The organism is Streptomyces sp. NPDC098789 (assembly GCF_044759975.1).
Taxonomy (GTDB): Bacteria; Actinomycetota; Actinomycetes; order Streptomycetales; family Streptomycetaceae; genus Streptomyces.
Genome location: NZ_JBIWAJ010000029.1, coordinates 70,765 through 89,340 on the forward strand (window position 1 = coordinate 70,765; position 18,576 = coordinate 89,340).

Consider the following 18,576-nt stretch of genomic DNA (forward strand, 5'->3'; position numbering starts at 1 on the left):
CCCGGCCCCAGCACTAGCGGGGCGCGCAGGTGTGGGCGAGGGCCTGGTCGAGGCCGCTCCTGTGGAGGGCGTCCAGGCCCTGCGCCCGGGCCGCCGCCGCGATCTCCCGGCTCAGCGCCACCTCGCACCCAGGAGCGGACAGCAGGTGCTGGACCTGCTGGATCGCGGTGAGGAGTTGGCCGTCGACACGGTCGAGGACCGGTCGCACCTGGGTGGCGAGATCGAGGCGGTGAGTGGGCCGCTCGGCGGGCCGGGCCTGCCACTGAGCGTGCAGAGCCACTTGTACGGCCTTGTTCGCCGCGATCTGGTCCTCGAAGATGCGCCGGACCGCGGCTTCGTCGACGCCCCGCTTCGCGGCCTGCGCCGTCACACCGTCGAGGACCGCCTGCTCGCGGTCCGGATCGTCGATCGGCTGCCGCGTCCCCCATTTGGCGGCGGCCACCACGTCCGCCGTCTTCACCCGCTCGCTGGCCAAGCGGACGATCGTCCGCATGCCCTGGTCGAGAGCCGTGTCGCGGGCGGTGGTGGATGCCGGCGCGGGACCCGCGCCCCTGCTCGGGGGAGCGCAAGCCACCACGGCCACCACTCCCAGGGCGGCCGTGGCGAGGAGGACGAGGGAGCGTCGCGTCGTGTTCATACGGATCACCATGCGTGAGCGTCCGCCACGGGAGAATCCGTCGATCGGCGCTCCGGGCGGGGGACCGGAGCCCCCACCGGTGGGTTCCCCACACCAGGCCGCGAGGTCGGGCACATCGCGGGCGCACGCGTTTTCTGCTCTTTCGTCTGTACGTTCGGTCATGCCGCTCACCTGTCACCCCGTGTCACGCTGTCGGGCACAAGGGAAAGGCTCCGGAGGGGATTCCTCGCATGATTTCAATCGCGCAGGGTGAGTGGGAAATCGTGGATCAGGGAAAAACGGTCCACTGTGAAGGAATGACATCCTGTGGACTCGTTCTGGCATTCTCGACAACGGGGAGGGTGGCCTGCTACCACTGGCCGTTCATGTCCGGACACTACCTTTCCACCTTCGATGGAATACTGGCGCACCTGCGCAGCGAAGGCGGCGATATCATTCTTGTCCAGGTATTCGCCAACGATTTCCCCAACGATGCCTCGAAGGCTCATTGTCTCGCCACCGTGCATGCGATCGCCTCGCTGCCCGGCGGAGCGCCGACGGAGTGCTACATCCACCCCGGCGAAGTGCAGGGCAAGGACGCCCTCGTCACCCTGTGGCCGGACGGAGCGCAGAGCCTCCACCCGGTGGGGCGGATCGTCTGAGGCCGACCGTCCGCAGGGTCGGGTCCCCGGCCGGGCGGACGGACAGGCAGGCCCCGCGTCCCATAGGCCGCCTCATAAGTAGCTATATAATACCTTTTATATCGATACACTTTTAAAGGACCATCGATTGTGAAAGGTGCGAAAGGTATGAACAGGCGTTGACCCGGGCACTCCATCATGCGCGCGATGATCATCACGACACCCTTGTCGCGTCGTCACCGGGCTCGCTGAGGACGGAGGGTGCCGGCAGCCGTGCACGGGCGGATCCGGTCCGGCCGGCCTCAGGCAGCGTCCCGCCCGCCCGGACACGGCCCCGGGCGACCCCTGTCCCGCGGGGCAGGCGGGCCGAACGGCGGGCCAGAAGGCGGGCGAGAAGGCGGGCCCGCATCCGTCGCGCGTCCTTCGCGGCGGCTGCGGCGGCCGCGGTGGCGTTTCTCCTGCCCTGGCTGTTCTCCGAGGGCTACCGGGACACCGAAACGGTCCCGCCGGCCACCGAGGACGGCCACGACCAGCAGCCCCCACCGCCCCCGACTTCTGCCGAGCCGAAGGACCAGAAGCCCGTACAGCCGCCGCCCGCCGTTCCGGCCTCAGGTCCCGGCACCTTCACCACGGCTCCGGCGGGCGAAGCCGGCCTCGCGACCGGGACCACCTACCGGATCGAGATCGAGGACGGGGCCGCCTTGGAGCCGACGGGCGTCGCGCGGCAGATCGCCGCGATCCTCGACGACCGGCGCGGCTGGCGCACGGTGGGGGCCACGTTCCGTCAGGTCACGACCCCGGACGCCGAGTTGGTCTTCCGCATAGCCACCCCCGCCACCACGGACCGGCTGTGCGATGTGCGCCAACCCGGCCACATCGGAGAGGTCAACTGCCGCACCGGCCCGACCGTGGTGATCAACCTCAAGCGGTGGCAGCTCGGCTCCGACCGGTTCAGCGGACCGGCCACCGAGTACCGCGCCCTGATCGTCAACCACGAGATCGGGCACTGGCTCGGCCGGGGGCACCTGACCTGTCCGGGGCCGGGCCGTCCCGCACCCGCGATGATGCAGCAGATCGACGGTCTCAAGGGCTGCGTGTCGAACGCGTGGCCGTACGACGACAGCGGCGGATACCTGGACGGCCCCGCCGTCCCGTGACCCCACCGCCGTCGGGCCGCCCCGGCTACGGTGTGCAGCGCTGGACGTCCTGCCAATCGTCGATGGATACGTGCGCGGACGGCACGTATCCCGTGGACCCGTTGTAAGCGCGGACTTTCAGCCACCTGTCGTCCGTCCCACCCACCCCGTCGGGCACTGACGAGCCGCGGGCGTAACACAGTACGGGCCACACCGTGCCCGGAGAAACGTCCGCGAGCCGTGCGGACGCCAGCGAGGTGTCCTGAAACACGCCTGTGTCCTTGACCGGAGTGAATACGGGCCGAGTCAGGTCCGAAGTGAAATCGATCAGGTACCTTCTGCCGACGGTGTCCACCCAGCAATCCGTTCGGCCCCGGTCCGGGCCGCTTACGGAACAATTCCCCAATATCGGGTCCAGCGGCGCTACCAGAAGCCCCATGGCCCGCACCGTCACATAAGTATCCGTATCACCCACGCGGAACACGACTTCCGTCACGTTGTCCCCCGCGGTCAGAACGTATGTGACGTTGTATGTGTACGTTTCACCCGGCCGCACGATTTCGCCGATCCGAGGTGGCCGCTCGTGCCAGGCTCCGCCGTTGTTACTCAGCCTGGCCCTGGTCACCTTCAGCGGAACTTTCGAATAATTCCGGACGGAGACACCGTAGTTGTAGATCCCGCTCTTCGTGTGTTCGGCGGACTGTACTGCGCTCGGACCCTGGGGTGCCGCCCGAGCCACGGGCTGCCCGATCAGTAGGGCGCTCAACGCGGCCACGGCGATGTACAGAACCCTCCGCTTCACCGTCGGACTCCGATCGTCAAGGCATTGGAATGCGCAGCCACCATAGGCGAATCATGGATCCCGGAGGGTCTTGATGTCGTGCCTCGACGGCGCACACTTAGGGGCACACCGGCCGCCCACACGCGAGCGCCACCTCGGAAAGGGTGTTCTCCACCGGTGAGATCACCGGGAAGCGCTTCTCGTCGATCGGACTCAGCTGGAAGGAGGAGTCCGCCGTCGACAAGGGACTCACCGCCGAAACACGGATCCACCGCAACGGCACTGGGGAGTCGTGGCGGAATGTTCCCCTCGAACTCGACGAGGGCGTCTACTGTGGCCGCACCTCGCCGAATAGGGAAGCTGATGAGCGACCCCAGACGGCTGCTTCCGGCGGGCCGGGCGTAGACGATCAGCTCGGGCCGTTCCTCGCACCGCACCGGACAGGTGTGGCACCACCGGGTCAGGCCGCGGTTCGGCGACCTCTGCTGTGAATGGGTGTCCTGGTGGCATTGGTTGGTCGTCAGCAGGGATCGGGTGGGTTGTGCCTGGTCTGTCGCTGGTCTGAGTGGTGACCTTGGCTGTCGTGGGGCGACGGGGCTGTCATGGGGTTGCACATTCCTGTGTGCGGTCGCAGGCGAGGGCCGTGGCTGAAGCGGGACGGCTGCTGCGCGAGGCCGCGGTCCGCGCACCGGCCTGGCGTACGAGCCCGGTGCGCACTTCGAGGACATCGCGGACGACGGGCCGTGGCCCGGCCGTGTTGTCCGGTGCCGTTGCGGGTGTGCCGCCCCGTATGCCGGGCTCGTCGAGGCCGGGCACGGGGAGGTCCCGCTGACCCGCCCCGAGGAGAGAGGCGTGTCCGCTCCCGCCCCCGCTGCCGCAGTCGATCCGTTCGCCGAGTCGATGGCGGAGGCCGCCCGGACTGATGCGGGGGCTTTCCGGTTGATGCTCACGATCTCCGACGCGGTGCGCCGCGCTGCCCAGGAACCCCGCACGGGCCAGGCGGAGGAACACCTGGCCGGACATGGGCGCCAAGATGGCCCTCATCGACCAGCAAGGCATCGACGTTGCCTGGTTCCTGACCACCGCGCATGGCCTCGGCGGCGGCGTCGCCAGGCCGTCGCCGCCCGCCCCGAACCGGTACGTGATGCCCGCCGCCCCGGCGGCTCAGGTGTCCTCGGTGGGGGGTATTGCGTCTTCGAAGCGGTTCGGATCGGAATCCGTGCAGGCCGTGAACACCGACGTGTGTGTCCCCCGCCAGTCCCCGTGCGCCGCGTAGATGCCGTCGGGTGCCTGCCGGTCGCTTCCGGGACGGAACGTCGGCGCGTCCAGACCCATGTGGAGTGCCAGCCGGGCGACAGCGGGGAACCGCTCGCGGGGGTCCGTCTCCGTGCCCATCCACACGGACACACGGGGACGGTGGTCGGACCAGGAGCTGCTCCGCTGGCCCTCCACCTCCACGTCGTAACCCGGCAGCCCCGCCACCTCGTCCAGCAGGTCGGCGACCATCCGCATCGCCCCCGTCACCGAGATTTCCATGTGCCCCCCATGCGTGCCCCTCCCGGGACGACCTCGCGCGGTCCCGGGCCCCCTGGATGCTGTGTTGCCGCCGACGGGCCGCTCTACACCTGGACCGGGAGTGTCATGAATTAGGCTCTTACAAGATTTTCGTAGGCGTTGATCGCTTGGATCCGAGCGTCTGCTAGACGGTGGTGATTCTTCAGTTGTTCGGCGTTTCGTCTTCAGTAGATGGTGTGCGCTATGACCTGGTGGATTGCTGCTGGAGGGCTGTCTTACTGAAGGCGTGATGCCGATTTTGTGCTGAAGAGCCACGCTGAATTGAGAGTGTGGTTGGCGCCGAGTCTGTAGGCACTGGGTCAGGAGGGTGTGGTGGCACCGTCAGTCGATGGTCTGCCCCAGCTCGCGGGGGTTTCAGTCGGGGTTGACCTGGGTGAGTTCCGCCGTGATGTCCCAAGGAGCCAGGGCCACCGTAGGGGGCTTGGGTCTGTCGCGTCCTTTGGGGAAGACCGGTCATCTGTTTAGTCGAAGTACGGGGAGTGATCTTGTAGCCAGCCGACGGTGTGGAGGTCGTGTGCGAGCCAGGCATAGGCGAGGTTCGTGGCTTGTCGCTCGTGGTGAGTGGCGAGTGCTTGCTGATGGATTCCAGGCACCTTGAATACGGCTGGGGTGTCTTCGGGCAGGTCCATCCACCGGGTTGGTGGAACGTCGGGTTCCTGAAGCAGTTCGAGGTTCACCATGGGTTGGGTGGACGGAGGGGTCGACGTATCGGGGGAGAGCGTGTACTCCACAGTCGCGGTCCAAGCGGCCGAATCGCCCGGAGCGGGCATGATCACGTGGCCTTCGACGCGTACGGGCATGATGCTGAATAGGCCCAGTGCGTGTCCGAACCGCGGGAAGTTGGATTCGACGAGTTGGCGGTAGCCGGTAAGCGCATCACGCAGGACGTCGGTGGTAATAGACCAGGTCAGTTCCGGCGAGTACGCCTGCCAGACGAATTGAGCCCCTGCTCTGCGGTCGGCTGGCGGGCGTGGTGCGGTGAGGGTCGGCTGGAGAATATGATCAAGTTCGGTGTGGAGCCAGCGGACGTCGGCGGAGTCGATCGTGTCGCCAGCCACGCTCCAGGTGCACCACTCGCTGTTCTCTACCTGCTCCATCATGGCGTCGACCTGCAGACGGAGCTCCTGTATGGGAATTGGAGCGCTGCCACGGTGCCGGCCATCTGCGAGTACACGGCGGGCGAGGAACCACAGTCGTTCGGTTGAGAGGGGGGACAGAGGTGGGACCTGCAGCACCCGTCGTTTGATGCAGGTGGACAGGGTGGTTCGGAGCCGATTGCGTGCCCAGGCCCATCTCGCCAGATCTCCCTGCGGCAGCGGGAAGCCATGGATGCTGTGGAACTGTGCGAGTGGATTTCCTCCGAGCTGAAGATCGGGCCGCGACACGACGTCGGCATCCAATACACCTTCGCGGGCTTCGCCTAGCAGCATGAAGTCGCCTTCAAGTCGCACTCCCCATGGCGCCAAGTGCCCGTCGTGCTGCCGTGTCAACCGGTTGCCGAGGTCACCGACTCCCGTGAGCCAAGCGAGCATCGCGGTCCTTAGCCACTGACCTGCCGCCAGGGCCGAATCCTTATCGCCGTCGTGCGTGGCGCGGTCCGTACTTGCAGCTGCGCCCAGGTCGGCCGGGGGCGTGGTGCCGGTGATCTCGTTAAGCACCCAAGAAGCGGCAGCAGGGTTCGTCCGCGCCAGCCGGATCATAAGGTTCTCGGCCGCATCGGCCGTAGCTGTGTCTACGGCGAAGGCGATTGCGTATCGCCAGCGAGGGAAGAGTTCGGGCCCGGCAGCGTCCTCGAGTCGTGCTGTCTGGTCCTGGAGGGCCTGAGCTGCGAAGTGCTGCTCGAACAGGGGCAGCGCGAATCGCAACCGGTCGTCGTCCCGGACCACCAGCCCCGTCTCTTCCAGTTCCCAGATTTCATGTTCCCGCCCGAACGAAGAGGCTCTGACGAGACCGGCAGAGTTCATCACCAACGCGGCGAGCCGCACCAGGCTGTTCCACACATCCCGCGAGGCCGGGCGTTCGCGCCGGAGGATGGAGTCGGCAAGGCCCGATAGCAAGGCACGCGTTGAGGCATGCGAGTCGTCCCCGGCGCAGAGCCTCGCGCCCAGGGCATGGACGAGAAGTGGGCTCGCCAGTAGCTGCCTCGTTTCGTGCGCCCCGACCTGCCAGAAGATCTCCTCACCTACGATCACGCGCAGGAGGCGGAGCCCTTGTTCAAGTGGCCAGGGAGCAAGGTCGATACGCTCGGTTTCTTGCACGTCACCCGCCCCGGGGCGGGTCGTCGCCAGTACGCGTACGCCGGGCCAGACCAGAACGAGCCGACGGGCCTCGTTCAGCAGGTCATCGGCCTGAGTTGGGCTGACCGAGTCGAGGTCGTCGATCACGATGCGGCACTCCCGATCAGGGTCGCCACCCAGGGCGTCCTGAACCGCTGAGGCAAGACCGTGTTGCACCAGCCGCGCGTCCAACCACACGGGAATAGCTACCTCGCTATCAGCCCATGCCCGGGTAACCCCCTCATTCCACCATCCTTCCGCCTCCTCGCTCTTGCCCGCACCCATGGGAGCAACCAGGACTCGCACGCTGCCCTCGGGAACGTCCACCACGGAACGCGATTGACCGAAGCGCCAGGCCATCACGTCAGCTCGGCGGTCAGCAGGGGCGCTGCGGAGTCGCACCAGGCTACGCGCACGAGAACTTCTCGCAGCGAGCTCCAACGCCGCCTGCCGGGAGCGGGAGCGTGCCGAGAATGGCACCACGGCCGCCACTTGCTCGACCAAAGCTTCCATGTTGAACGAGGCTGCGGAGACCTCCTTGGCTTCAGTGTCGGTCAGTATGAAGCCGAGAGCCCGATCGTGCTCCTGGACCTGCTTCTGCTTCCACGACCGCAACAGCTCGGCCGGAAAGAACTCGGGAACCCCGTCGACCTCCGAGTGGTGGGCTTCACACAGCAGAATCAAGTTGCCGAAGGCTCGGTTCTCCTCGCTGCTCATCTCCTGGTTCCACCGCGCTCCACCTTCGCTGCGGGCATGGATGTGTGCGACGCGGCTGTTGAGTATGCGCCTACTGGCGGTCGTGCTCTGCCTGTAGAGCGGTTGTCCGCACTGCGGCGAGCCGCACGTCATCGCGGACGCATAGAGCTCCTTGACGGTGGACGACTTCGGTTCCGGATGCTCGCTGGGAGTACAGCCCGGGGAAGCGGCTTTCGGGGTCATCGCACAAGTGTTATCGCTCTCAGGCCGCTCGGGCAGCCGTCGTGACGGTCTTGAGACGGCGTAGCCCTCCGAGCGCCCCAGAACATTTCTGGCCGAGGAGGCACAGCCGCAGATCCTGGCGGATAAGGAGCTTTGGAGTTCAGTGGCTCCTGCGGGCCGTTGCCGGGCGGCATGTCAGAAGAGGCTTGGCAGCTCTGGTCTCATCGAGGTTGGCCCGCGTTGGCCGTGACCTGGCTAAACCCACATGAGTGATGCTGTGCGGTGTGTCTGTGTGGGTTCGGGACAGCTGGACAGCCTGCAGTAGGCACAGGCGCATCGGGGGTGGGGCTGATGGCGGATAGCGATGCCGGTGGCTTCACCGAGTGGGTGGTGCCGGCTGGTGTGGGGCGGGAGGCGGCACTCACGCGTCTGATGGCTCTTGATGTCCGGGGTGAACTCGGTTCTGCGCACGTGCGGTTGACTGCTTCGGCGTTGGGTGTTTCGGAGAGGACGGTGTGGGATTGGTTGTCGGTGGCCCGGTGTGAGGGGCGGACGGGCCCGAGACCGCGCTCGCGGTTCGTGGTGACGCGGGAGATGCGGCAGGAGTTGGCTGTGTGGGGCGGGAATGTGTCCGCGGTGCACCGTGATCTCTTGGCCCGTGCCGTGCGGGATCCGTCGTTGGGTCCGGTGCCGTCGTTGTCCGTGTTCCATCGTGCGGTGGTGCGGGATCTGTCGGCGGGGGAGCGGGCTGGTCTGAAGGGCGGCGAGGCGGCCAGGCGTCGGTTTGATGTGTACGGGAAGCGTCCGCGGACGCACCGGAATGCGTGCTGGGAGGGTGATCACAAGCGGGTCCCGGTACGGGTGGACCTTGAGGGCTCCGCGGTGTGTCCGTGGGTGACGTGGTTCATTGATGTCGCGACGAAGGCGATCGTCGGAGTAGCGGTCACCCCGCACCAGCCGGCCCGGGACGCGGTCCTGGCCGCGCTGCGCACGGGCATCAGTAGGCAGGATCCGTACGGCCCGTTCGGTGGCCTGCCCGGCGTGGTGCGGGTGGACCGGGGCAAGGAGTTCCTCTGCCGGACGGTGGAGCGTGCTCTGGGCGCCTTCGCGGTCCCGGTGGATGATCTGCCGGCGTACAAGCCGTACCGCAAGGGCACTATCGAATCCCTGAACGGTGCGGTGGAGGAGATGCTGCTGGTCTCGTTGCCGGGCTATACGCATCGGGCTCGCCCCGCGGAGGCATATCACCCGGATCCGGTGGGGGATCTGCTCTCGTACCCGGACTTCGTGAGGGTTGTGCTGGATTGGGTGGTGTGGTGGAACACCGAGCATCACCCTGCCGGTCTGGACGCCGACGTGACGCCGTTGGCGGCGTGGGAGGCGGATCCGGTGCCGGTTGAGGACATTGCGGAGGAGCGGCTGGCGTTCTTCGCGTTGGAGGACGACGGCAGGGTCCGGAAGATCACCACGAACGGGATCTCGTGGCGGCGCCGGGCCTATATCGCGCCGTGGATGGCCGGGCATGTCGGTATGCGGGTGAGGTTGAGGTATCTGCCGCACTATGACGGGCGGATCGAGGTGTTCTCCACCGAGGAGTGGGGCCAGCATCTGGGCAGCGCCTATCTGGCCCAGGCGGCGACGCTTGAGCAGCGTCGCGCGCTGAGTTCGGTCAGGGAGAAGAAGGCCCGGCAGTTGAAAGCGGACCTGAAGGCGGCGGAGAAGCTGCGCAAGACCCGCTACACGGAGACGACCACGGCGGCCGTGCCCCGTCCGCGGCGAACGGTCACTTCCTCGCAGGCCGAGGAGGAGATCGCCCGGTCCAGGGGCGTGGATCTGGCGGCCCGGGCGCTTCCGGACCTGATCCCTCCCCGTGAACCCCCTGCTTCCTGGGCACGTCCGGTTGTTCGCCCTCGCCGTGCGGCTGGCGCGCAGACGGATGTCGGGAAGGCGGAGACAGCCGATGGCGGGCCGCCCTGGCTTTGTTCACGTTCCGCAGCAGCGTTTGTCGATGAGTTTCAGCAGCGGTTGGTCAGCCTCTGGGTCGTGGATGTTCACGAGAAGTAGCGGCAGTGCCGGGGGGCTGAGGCCAACTTCGTGAGGGACGCTGCTGCAGTTCACGTTGAGTCCCAGCTACTCGCGCCCCGGACGAAGGTGCGATGATCTGTTCGTGGTGACAGATGCCGAGTGGGCCTGGATTCGGAGAGGCCTGCGCTTCGGGCAGGTCTTCGAGGGGACCGTGGTGAAGGTTCCCCGGCCCGGTGCGATCGGGATCTTCGTGGACATCGGCCTGAGCGTCGGGGGCTTTGTCGACGTTCTGCTGCTGCCGGACGAGGTCGAAGACTGGCCAGTGGAGGGCACGGTTGCCGATTTCGAGATCTGGTGGGCAGACAGCCGCCAGCAGATCCGGCTGAAGCCGTCCGACTCTCGGTATCTGCGGACCGACTTCATGGACTTCCTCGAACGCTGTCGTCCAAGTTGGCCTGCCGACGTCGGCCAGCCCGTTCGTGACCCGGGGCCTGTCGCCCCTGACGAGTTGCGGGCCCTGTTTCGCTCCGATGCGCCGCTGGCCAACTCCCCCTGAGGCTGGAGAATTGGCCGACGGCCCCGGCGGAACCTAGCCGGCCGCGGCTTCGGCGCGGGCTCGTGTGCTGGCGAGGCGGTAGGAGTCGGTGCCTGTCTCGATGATGGTGCCGTTGAAGGTGAGGCGGTCGACGATGGCCGCGCAGAGGCGGGGGTCGGTGAACGTCTTGGTCCAGCCGCCGAAGGACTCGTTGGAGGCGATGGCGACGCTGTTCTTCTCTTCGCGTTCGGTCAGGACCTGGAAGAGGAGTTCGGCGCCGCGGCGGTCGAGTTCCATGTAGCCGAGTTCGTCGATCTATGCCGATATCGGCATAGATCGACCTATGCCGAGATCGTAACTATGCCGAAGCCATGCGTGCTGTTCCGCTCCTTCGTGGGGTTTCGGCTGCTCGTGGCTCTGCATAGTTTCGGTGCCGGGCAGCCTCGCGGGTGAGGGGGCAGGGGTGCTCCCGCGAGGGGGTAGCGATGCCGTTCGGAAGTACGCGTCGGAAGGCGGGTGCTCTGGCACCGCATGTCGAGGGCTACCGGGCATGGCTGGCGGAGCGCGGGTACACGACCCTGACCACCAGGAACATGCTCAAGGATCTGGGGCAGGTCGGCCTGTGGCTATCGACGCAGGGCCTTGATGTTGCCGATCTGGACGAGGGGCGGCTGAACCAGCACCTTCTTGACCTGCAGAATTCGGGTCGCCGGCGGGTGGCCGGGCCCCGCGGCTTGGTCCCGATGCTGACGTTCCTGCGTGAGGCCGGGGTGGTGTCCCCACCGCAGGTGGCGCCGTCGCCGGCGGATGTTCTGCTGGAGCAGTACCAGCGCTGGATGGAGTCCGAGCGCGGTCTGTCGGCGTCGACGATGCTGCGCTATGGGAACACTGCCCAGCGCTTCCTGGCCGAACAGGCAATGACCGAAGGTCAGTTCACGCCGGTCCGTCTGACCGGGGTGGACCTGAACGCGTTCCTGCTGCGGGAGTGTGTCAGGGTCTCGGCGGGCTCGGCAAAGGGGCGGGTGGCCGAGCTGCGGTCGCTGATGCGGTTCCTTCACCTGCAAGGCGTCATCCCGATGAAGCTCGGCGGCGCGGTGCCTCCAGTGGGCGGCTGGCGCTTCGCCTCTGTGCCGCCGACGATGGCAGCCGGCGACGTTCAGCAGCTGCTGGACCATACTCCCCGCCACGGGACGGTCGGCGTCCGCGACTACGCGATCTTGATGCTGGTGGCCAGGCTCGGACTGCGGTCGATCGAGGTGGCCCGGCTGCTGCTGGACGACATCGACTGGCGATGCGGCGAGGTCGTCGTCCGCGGCAAGGGGCGCCGTGAGGACCGGCTCCCGCTGCCGGCCGACGTCGGCGAGGCCCTGGTCGCCTACGTGACCGGCCCGCGGCCTTGCCTGGATGCACGTCATGTCTTCCTGACCTGCAAGGCTCCGCATGCTCCGATCCGGGCGGACCTGGTCGGTGACGTGGTGGAACGAGCCTGTCGGCGGGCCGGCTCGCGCACGGTCGGGCCGCACCGACTGCGTCATGCCCTGGCCGCGGACATGCTGCGGCACGGCGCCGGGCTCACCGCGATCGGCCAGGTGCTCCGGCACCAGGACCTGGCCACGACCGCGCTCTACGCGAAGGTCGACTTCATCGCCCTGCGGGCGGTCGCACAGCCCTGGCCCGGGACGGAGGCGGCATGACCGATCTTCGCCAGGCAGTCGACGACTACCTGCGACTCCGCCGTTCGCTGGGACACCAGATAGCCGAAGCGGCCTATCTGCTTCCGGACTTCGTCAGCTTCATGGACCACCGAGGCGAACAGACCGTGACCGTCGCCGCCGCACTGGACTGGATGAAGACCCGAGAGCCCGAGGTGATCACGACGGTCAGTCCCCGGCGGATCACCGCCGTCCGCGGGTTCGCCCGTTACCTGAGCGGGATCGACCCTGCGACGGAGGTGCCGCCACTGGGGCTGGTGCCCTACAACCGGCGCCGGGGGCAGATCTTCGTCTACTCCGACGCCGACATCGCAGCGATCATGGCCGCGGCCAAAGAGACAATCCCGCAGCCGCTGCGCGCGGGGACCCACCACACGCTGATCGGGCTGCTGGCAGCGTCCGGCCTGCGCATCGGCGAGGCAATCAAGCTCGACCGCGACGACATCGACTGGACCGAGGGCGTGCTGCACATCCGCGAGTCCAAGTTCGGCAAGTCCCGCTTGGTCCCGCTGCAGGACAATGCCACGAACGCGCTGCGCGAGTACAACCAGCTGCGCGAAGACCTGATGCCCAGGCCGAAGGACCCGGCGTTCTTCGTCTCCCTCACCGGCAAGCGGCTGCTCTACGCCTGCGTGCATCCGGTATTCCGGGACCTGGTGGACACGGCCCGTGTCGGTCTCGACGCCCCGCACCGACCTCGGCTGCACGAGCTGCGACACACCTTCGCCGTCAGGGCCCTGCTGCACTGGTATCGCACCGAGGCCAACATCCAGGCGAAGATCCCGTCGCTGTCGACCTACATGGGACACCGCGAACCGGCCTGCACCTACTGGTATTTGTCGGCGGCGCCGGAACTGCTCGCCCTGGCCGCCGCCCGCCGCGACGGCATCCGGCAGGAGGCCCGCTCATGACCCTGATCGCCCCCACGCTCCAGGCGTTCTTCACCGAACGGCTCGCCCGCCAGCGCCAGGCCAGTCCCCGCACGATCGCTGCCTACCGCGACGCGCTCCGCCTTCTGCTCGGGTTCGTCCAGCAGCGGACCGGGACCACTCCGGCGAAAATGGACTGGAACGACCTGAACGCGGACGTCATCTCGGCATTCTTGAACCATCTGGAGGACGAGCGCGGCAACAGCACCAGAACCCGCAACGTCCGCCTGACGGCGATCCGGTCCCTGTTCTCCTACGCCGCCGTCCAGCACCCCGAACACGCCCTCCTCATCCAGCGGGTCCTCGACATCCCGCCCAAGCGGTTCACCAAGAGGACCGTCACGTTCCTGACCGCCGGCGAGGTCGACGCTCTGCTGGCGGCACCGGACCCGAAACGCTGGGAAGGACGACGGGACAAGGCCATGCTGGCGCTGGCCGTCCAGACCGGCCTGCGCGTCTCCGAACTCACCAGCTTGAACTGCGACGACATCACCCTCGGCGACGGCGCCGCCGTCCGCTGCGAGGGGAAAGGGCGCAAACAGCGCACCGTCCCGCTCGACCGCCCCATCCAGAGCCTGCTGGGCTCCTGGCTGAACGAGCGCGCCGGACGCCGCGGCGACCCTCTGTTCTGCACCCGGGCCGGGCGGCGCCTCAGTCGCGATGCCGTTGCACAGCGTCTGGGCATCCACGCGCAGGCTGCCGCGGGAGCCTGCCCGTCCCTGCTGGACAAGAGCATCCACCCGCACGTCCTGCGGCACAGTTGCGCGATGTCACTGCTGCAGGCAGGCGTCGACACCACGGTCATCGCGCTCTGGCTCGGCCACGCCGGCGTCCGCTCCACCGACGCCTACGTCCACGCCGACATGACCATCAAAGAGAAGGCGCTCGCGCTGACCGCGCCGGTCACCGCCCGGCCGGGCCGCTACCGGCCCACCGACAAGGTCTTGGCCTTCCTCGATCGCTTGTGACTATGCCGAGGAACTCAACTGGTTTGCGTCCCCGAGGGCGGGCTGCGAGTGTCGGAGCGATACTACGGGCAGTCGAAGGAGCAGACGGTGGCGCTGGTCAAGAAGGGGTCCCGGCACATCGTCGTGGAGGGCGTCACCTACCGCTGGCGCGTCCGCCACAAGCCGACCTATTGCCAGTCAAACGGCTGGGGTCCGCTGACGTTCGCGGTCGAGGACGCCACCGTCCCGGGAAACGTTCTCGTCGTCGAGACCGGCTGGCACCACCCCGAGAACTGGTTGGGTCTGACGACCAAGCCGGTCGTTCCCGCTGATGTCGCCCAGGCCATCCAGACCGCCCTCGCGCAGGGATGGACGCCACTCGCCAACGGATCGCCCTTCCATCTCGACGTCTCAAACGCAGACCAGACAGGGGAAGACGCAACCCTCGCCAGCGGATTGTCGGCATAGTTACGGTCTCGGCATAGGTCGATGCAGAGCAGGTCGACGCGGCCGTAGCGGGCGATCGTCTTGGTCAGCTGCTTTTCATCGGCGGCTTCGACGAGCTCGTTGACCAGCTTCGTGGCCAGCACGTACTTGACCCGGTAGCCGGCCATCGCGGCCTCGGTTCCCAGGGCGATCAGCATGTGGGACTTGCCGGTCCCAGAGTCGCCGATCAGGCAGAGCGGCTGGCTCTTCTTGATCCACTCGCAGCTGGCGAGGGTGTGGATGGCGGCTGCGTCGAGGTTCGGGTTCGCGTCGAAGTCGAAGCTCCGCAAGGACTTGTCCCGGGGGAAGCCGGCCGCCTTGATCCGCCGTTCCGACCGGCGCCGCGACCGGTCGTCGCACTCGGCCATCAGCAGCTCGGCGAGGAAGCCGCGATAAGTCATCTGGTCCTTCATCGCCCGGTCGGCGATGTCGGGGAACTCGTTCCTGATCGACGGCAGCCGCAGCAGACGGCAAGCGGTGTCGATGGCCGTGTTGGCGGCCTGCTCGGTCAATCCTCGCTGGCGGGGCAGGGTCACTGTGCTTCTCCCTCGCGGTGTTCACCGCCGCTGGCGCGACGGCGTCGGAGCAGTTGGTCGTAGTGGGTCACCGAGGGCAGCGGCCTGGTGTCCGGGGGAAGATGCGCGAGCCGCCACTCGTGCAGAAACGTCACCGTGGCCGTGCCGGCGGACCCGGCCGGCTCATCCTCGGCCTGTGCGATTTTCCGAGTCTCCAGCGCGACCGCGTCCGCGGTCAGGGCCCCGGCCCGCAAAGCCATCGAGAGGCCGGCGACCAGGTGCTCGTGCGGCAGGTGGCGGGCCAGCAGCAGCACCTCGATCAGCGCCCTCGTCCCGGCGGTGTCGCCGTGGGCCTTGACGGCCGCGACCCACCAGGCGTCATGGATCGGGGTGAACTTGCCGGCCGAGCGGGCCTGTTCGAGCGCGGTCGCGCCCGGGAAAGCACCCGGCTTGCGGATCAGGGCCTCCAGGTAGTGGTCCAGATCCAGGCGGCAGCCGCCCTTCGCGATCAGACGCTCGTGCCGTGCCACTTCCACGTTCCTGTCGTAAACCACCAGGTGAGAAGCGTGCAGCACCACCCGGACCCGCTTGCCGATCAGCCGTACCGGGACCGAGTACCGGTTCGTTCGGACGGCGATCTGGCTGTAGCGGTCGACTCGCGGAGTGAACAGCCGGCCCGTCTCGAACGACTCTTCCGGCAGCGGCATCAGCAGCGAGCGCTCGGTCTCGAAGTACTCGTCGATGGTCCGTGGCCGCGAACCGATCCGGCGCCGCCCGTCATGAAGATCCCACTGGTCGACCAGTTCGTTCAGCTCGGCCAGCGTGTCGACCTCGGGCACAGGGGTGAAGTGGTTGCGGCGGAAGTAGCCGATCTGTCCCTCGACTCCGCCCTTCTCGTGGGCGCCCTCGATGCCCGGTCGGCAGTAGAAGCTCTGGATCCCGAAGTGTGACCTGAACGCGATCCATCGGTCGGCCTCCACCCTAGCCCGGCTCAGCCCCAGCACCCGGGCGACGGCGGCCTTCAGGTTGTCGTAACGGACCTTGCTCCGCGGGACCCCGCCCAGCGTCCGAAGCGCGTGAACGTGCCCTTCGAAGAAGGCTTCCTGGCCGCAGGACGCGAAGACGCGATGGACGGCCTTGCCCGAGTAGGACAGGCGGAAGGAGAACAAATAGCAGGTCACAAGCTCACCTGCGAGGCGGATGGTCACGTCGCCGAAGTCGACCTCAGCCTCCATGCCGGGATGGTGGGTCTGCGGGATGAACGCTTCGACCGGGGCCTTCCCCGACTCGACGAGGATCTGCGGCTTCCGGTCCGAGACGTAGCGCCGGACCATTTGGTAGGAGACATCCGCGCCGTGTTCCTCGATCAGGCGGTGGAAGATCCGTGTGATCGTGTGCCGCTGCTTGCGCGGCGCGTCCAGGTCCGCCTGCAGCATCCCGTCGATCACCAGCTTGTACGGATCCAGCCCGGTCGGCCGGGGCGGCAGCTGCTTCCTTGGCTCCGGCCAGACCGAGTCGACGGCCTTACGGACAGTCCGCCACGACACGTTGTACTTGCGCTCGATCTCCCGGATCTTCATGCCGCCGCGGTGGTCACGACGGATCGCCGCGTACAGCTCGATCTTCGACATCTGTGGCATGATCAGGCCCTTTCACCAGGAGCATCTCGATGCTCCCGTGGCAAGCACCCCGGTGACTTCAATACTCGTGAACATCACCCGACCGTGGATCTGGGCGCCTTCCAAACCCGTGAACAACGGGCTTCACAACCCGTGAATAAAGCCAGCCGCCCGGAGCGGCTGATGCACGTGACGACAGCGGGGAGTGTTGAGCGATGGTGACTGCTGAGCGGCAGGGCCGGCTGCCCCGGGAGCGGGAGGACCACTTCATGCGCCTGCCGGGCGCCCAGATCGTCTCCACGCGTGCCCTGCTCATGGTCAGGGAGAACATCCGGGCCGCGATCGAGGCCAGAGCCATGATCTGCATCTATGGGCAGGCGGGCCGGGGGAAATCGTTGGCCGTGAACACCTCGTTGCGTGAGCTCGCGCCGAAGTTGACACGCCGGATCCAGTTCCGCTCGCGCCCCTCGACCCGAGACCTGCGCCACGAGCTGTTTCCTGGAACGCGAACTACAGCAGCTGGACCACCGTGTCGCTGAGGCTTCCGCTCTGCTGCCCGAGGCGGAACCGGCCACTGTGGAACGCCAGGCATCCCAAGCGGCGAGGCCGTTGGCGAACCGCTGGATCAGCCTGCCCGCCCTGACCAGCCTCAGGGCCTTCGACGACAAGGTCCGCCCGTGCAGGTGCGCTGCGCCCATGGCTCAGGACCGGGACTTCTTCCCGCCGGTGATGGCACCGGTAACCGAGGCGGAAGTGGCGTGGCGTCTTCACCGTGCCACCGGGCAGCCGTACTTGGCGGCTCAGCTCGCCACGGCCGTGTTCACCGCGGCGTCCACCACCCAGCTGGCCACCGCGCACGTCCGTGATCTGGCTCCAGATGGCACGACAGTCACGCTGCACGGGCGCCGGCTGCGCAGCGGCTGCATGACCCATAGTGTTCCCGCCTGGGCCAGCCCCCTGCTGAGAGCAGCCGCTCTCCACTGGAGCCTCGGGGCCGGCACCGGCGGACCGCTCTTCAGCGACCCGTTGGGAGGCGAGGGCATGCCGTCACTGACGCTTTTCGCCGAGGACTGCAAGCTGCGCCCGCCCCAGCCTCCCCGCCCCAAGCCACGCGGTAGCCGGCGAGGGACGACACCGGGTCCGGAGGAGCCCACGAAGACCATCTGGCCCGTCTATATCGATCACCGCGAGGATCCGTTGGCCGAGGCCGAACCCGATTTGATGCAGGGCTGTCCCTACCCGCCACCTCACACACGGAAGACCATCGAGAGGCGGAAGAAGGGGTGGCTGCCTCCAGACTACGGACTGCGCGAGCTTCGCCACCTGCGCTGAGAGCCAGCGAATCTACAGTTCGTTTTGACGGTGACAAGCGATGACGTTCCAGCGGACAGGGCGCTGCAGATCATCAGCTCACGGGTCGGCAGCCCCGATACCGGTCCGGAAGCTGAGGCTTTCTCGTGATGCTACTCAGTGCATCATCGTGATGCAGAGCTCATGAGGGTCAGGTCCGTCTGGTGGATTGCCTGCCCGAGACTAAGGTCCGGCCAGGAGAAGACACCCGCTCCCGCTGCTGGCCGCCCGCAGAGCGGGCTTGTCCTGGAGGCGGAGCCGGAAGGACTTCAGGTGAGGGAGCGAAGCGAATCCACCTGAATGGGCCGTAGGTCCGGATCCCCTGAAACGGGGTCACCTGGGCCTGCAGAGCAGGCCGTTCGGGGTGGAGCGAAGCGAAACCCCGAACAGTCCGCAGCGCAGCGCAGGACACCGGCCCGAAGGGCCGCCCCTGAGGGTGCGAAGCACCCTCCCGCTGAGCGAAGCGAAGCGGTCCGTTGGCACAGCGCGCAGCGCTGTGGGACCCGCTCCGCGGG

Annotated in this window: 14 protein-coding genes and 1 pseudogene; 9 read left to right on the forward strand and 6 right to left on the reverse strand. The window is 67.3% G+C overall.

Annotated features, from left to right (window positions below; all coding sequences use genetic code 11):
* Window positions 1–13: 13 nt before the first annotated feature.
* On the reverse strand, window positions 14–637 hold the full coding sequence (locus tag ACIQWR_RS37850) for a chorismate mutase (RefSeq protein WP_404019555.1): 624 nt from the start codon (window positions 635–637) through the stop codon (window positions 14–16).
* 230 nt (window positions 638–867) lie between these two features.
* Between ACIQWR_RS37850 and ACIQWR_RS37855 the strand changes: the two genes are divergently transcribed.
* Window positions 868–1,278, forward strand: coding sequence for a hypothetical protein (locus tag ACIQWR_RS37855; RefSeq protein WP_404019558.1), 411 nt, complete (start codon window positions 868–870; stop codon window positions 1,276–1,278).
* 425 nt (window positions 1,279–1,703) lie between these two features.
* Entirely contained in the window at window positions 1,704–2,414 is a 711-nt protein-coding gene (locus tag ACIQWR_RS37860) for a DUF3152 domain-containing protein (RefSeq protein ID WP_404019561.1), read from the forward strand.
* 1,924 nt (window positions 2,415–4,338) lie between these two features.
* Here the strand turns inward: ACIQWR_RS37860 and ACIQWR_RS37865 are convergent.
* Together ACIQWR_RS37865 and ACIQWR_RS37870 are read right to left on the reverse strand one after the other, a co-directional pair.
* Window positions 4,339–4,710: a hypothetical protein gene (locus tag ACIQWR_RS37865; RefSeq protein WP_404019564.1), complete on the reverse strand. Its 372-nt coding sequence runs from the start codon at window positions 4,708–4,710 to the stop codon at window positions 4,339–4,341.
* 500 nt (window positions 4,711–5,210) lie between these two features.
* Complete coding sequence (locus ACIQWR_RS37870; RefSeq protein WP_404019567.1) at window positions 5,211–7,742, reverse strand: hypothetical protein; 2,532 nt, start codon at window positions 7,740–7,742, stop codon at window positions 5,211–5,213.
* Window positions 7,743–8,294: 552 nt separating this feature from the next.
* On the opposite strand from ACIQWR_RS37870, the gene ACIQWR_RS37875 reads away from it, so the two are divergent.
* Window positions 8,295–10,007: a Mu transposase C-terminal domain-containing protein gene (locus ACIQWR_RS37875; protein ID WP_404019570.1), complete on the forward strand. Its 1,713-nt coding sequence runs from the start codon at window positions 8,295–8,297 to the stop codon at window positions 10,005–10,007.
* A 103-nt stretch (window positions 10,008–10,110) separates the two neighbouring features.
* Window positions 10,111–10,524 carry a hypothetical protein gene (locus ACIQWR_RS37880; RefSeq protein ID WP_404019573.1) on the forward strand — a complete coding sequence of 138 codons (414 nt, stop codon included), beginning with the start codon at window positions 10,111–10,113 and terminating at the stop codon, window positions 10,522–10,524.
* A gap of 33 nt (window positions 10,525–10,557) precedes the next feature.
* Here ACIQWR_RS37880 and ACIQWR_RS37885 read toward each other — a convergent pair.
* Window positions 10,558–10,818, reverse strand: a pseudogene (locus ACIQWR_RS37885) (ATP-binding protein); the annotation flags it as partial.
* Window positions 10,819–11,096: 278 nt separating this feature from the next.
* Between ACIQWR_RS37885 and ACIQWR_RS37890 the strand changes: the two are divergent.
* Genes ACIQWR_RS37890 through ACIQWR_RS37900 form a run of 3 tightly spaced genes read left to right on the forward strand, consistent with a single transcriptional unit; the run spans window position 11,097 to window position 14,112 of the window.
* Window positions 11,097–12,197, forward strand: a complete 1,101-nt coding sequence (locus ACIQWR_RS37890; protein ID WP_404019576.1) for a site-specific integrase — start codon at window positions 11,097–11,099, stop codon at window positions 12,195–12,197.
* Window positions 12,194–13,126 (forward strand): tyrosine-type recombinase/integrase, encoded by a 933-nt coding sequence (locus ACIQWR_RS37895; RefSeq protein ID WP_404019578.1) that lies wholly within the window; start codon window positions 12,194–12,196, stop codon window positions 13,124–13,126. Before ACIQWR_RS37890 ends, ACIQWR_RS37895 begins: the two co-directional genes overlap by 4 nt.
* Complete coding sequence (locus tag ACIQWR_RS37900) at window positions 13,123–14,112, forward strand: tyrosine-type recombinase/integrase (protein WP_404019581.1); 990 nt, start codon at window positions 13,123–13,125, stop codon at window positions 14,110–14,112. Before ACIQWR_RS37895 ends, ACIQWR_RS37900 begins: the two co-directional genes overlap by 4 nt.
* Window positions 14,113–14,279: 167 nt before the next feature.
* On the opposite strand, the gene ACIQWR_RS37905 is transcribed toward ACIQWR_RS37900, so the two are convergent.
* Both ACIQWR_RS37905 and istA read right to left on the reverse strand, forming a co-directional pair.
* The gene (locus tag ACIQWR_RS37905; protein WP_404019584.1) at window positions 14,280–15,113 is read right to left on the reverse strand and encodes an ATP-binding protein; all 834 of its coding nucleotides are present in this window, start codon (window positions 15,111–15,113) and stop codon (window positions 14,280–14,282) included.
* Window positions 15,110–16,723, reverse strand: coding sequence for an IS21 family transposase (gene istA, locus ACIQWR_RS37910; RefSeq protein ID WP_404019587.1), 1,614 nt, complete (start codon window positions 16,721–16,723; stop codon window positions 15,110–15,112). The genes ACIQWR_RS37905 and istA overlap by 4 nt, the downstream gene beginning before the upstream one ends.
* 203 nt (window positions 16,724–16,926) lie before the next feature.
* Here istA and ACIQWR_RS37915 point away from each other — a divergent pair, with 203 nt between their 5' ends.
* The gene (locus ACIQWR_RS37915; RefSeq protein WP_404019590.1) at window positions 16,927–17,250 is read left to right on the forward strand and encodes a hypothetical protein; all 324 of its coding nucleotides are present in this window, start codon (window positions 16,927–16,929) and stop codon (window positions 17,248–17,250) included.
* Between the two features lie 157 nt (window positions 17,251–17,407).
* Entirely contained in the window at window positions 17,408–18,043 is a 636-nt protein-coding gene (locus tag ACIQWR_RS37920; protein ID WP_404019593.1) for a hypothetical protein, read from the forward strand.
* Window positions 18,044–18,576 lie beyond the last annotated feature (533 nt).

Bases quoted from the DNA above. Each gene is read 5' to 3' on its own strand.
- ACIQWR_RS37850 (WP_404019555.1), bottom strand. From the start codon at position 637: ATGAACACGACGCGACGCTCCCTCGTCCTCCTCGCCACGGCCGCCCTG.
- ACIQWR_RS37855 (WP_404019558.1), top strand. From the start codon at position 868: ATGATTTCAATCGCGCAGGGTGAGTGGGAAATCGTGGATCAGGGAAAA.
- ACIQWR_RS37865 (WP_404019564.1), bottom strand. From the start codon at position 4,710: ATGGAAATCTCGGTGACGGGGGCGATGCGGATGGTCGCCGACCTGCTG.
- ACIQWR_RS37870 (WP_404019567.1), bottom strand. From the start codon at position 7,742: ATGAGCAGCGAGGAGAACCGAGCCTTCGGCAACTTGATTCTGCTGTGT.
- ACIQWR_RS37875 (WP_404019570.1), top strand. From the start codon at position 8,295: ATGGCGGATAGCGATGCCGGTGGCTTCACCGAGTGGGTGGTGCCGGCT.
- ACIQWR_RS37890 (WP_404019576.1), top strand. From the start codon at position 11,097: ATGCTCAAGGATCTGGGGCAGGTCGGCCTGTGGCTATCGACGCAGGGC.
- ACIQWR_RS37895 (WP_404019578.1), top strand. From the start codon at position 12,194: ATGACCGATCTTCGCCAGGCAGTCGACGACTACCTGCGACTCCGCCGT.
- ACIQWR_RS37900 (WP_404019581.1), top strand. From the start codon at position 13,123: ATGACCCTGATCGCCCCCACGCTCCAGGCGTTCTTCACCGAACGGCTC.
- istA (WP_404019587.1), bottom strand. From the start codon at position 16,723: ATGTCGAAGATCGAGCTGTACGCGGCGATCCGTCGTGACCACCGCGGC.
- ACIQWR_RS37915 (WP_404019590.1), top strand. From the start codon at position 16,927: ATGGTGACTGCTGAGCGGCAGGGCCGGCTGCCCCGGGAGCGGGAGGAC.
- ACIQWR_RS37920 (WP_404019593.1), top strand. From the start codon at position 17,408: ATGGCTCAGGACCGGGACTTCTTCCCGCCGGTGATGGCACCGGTAACC.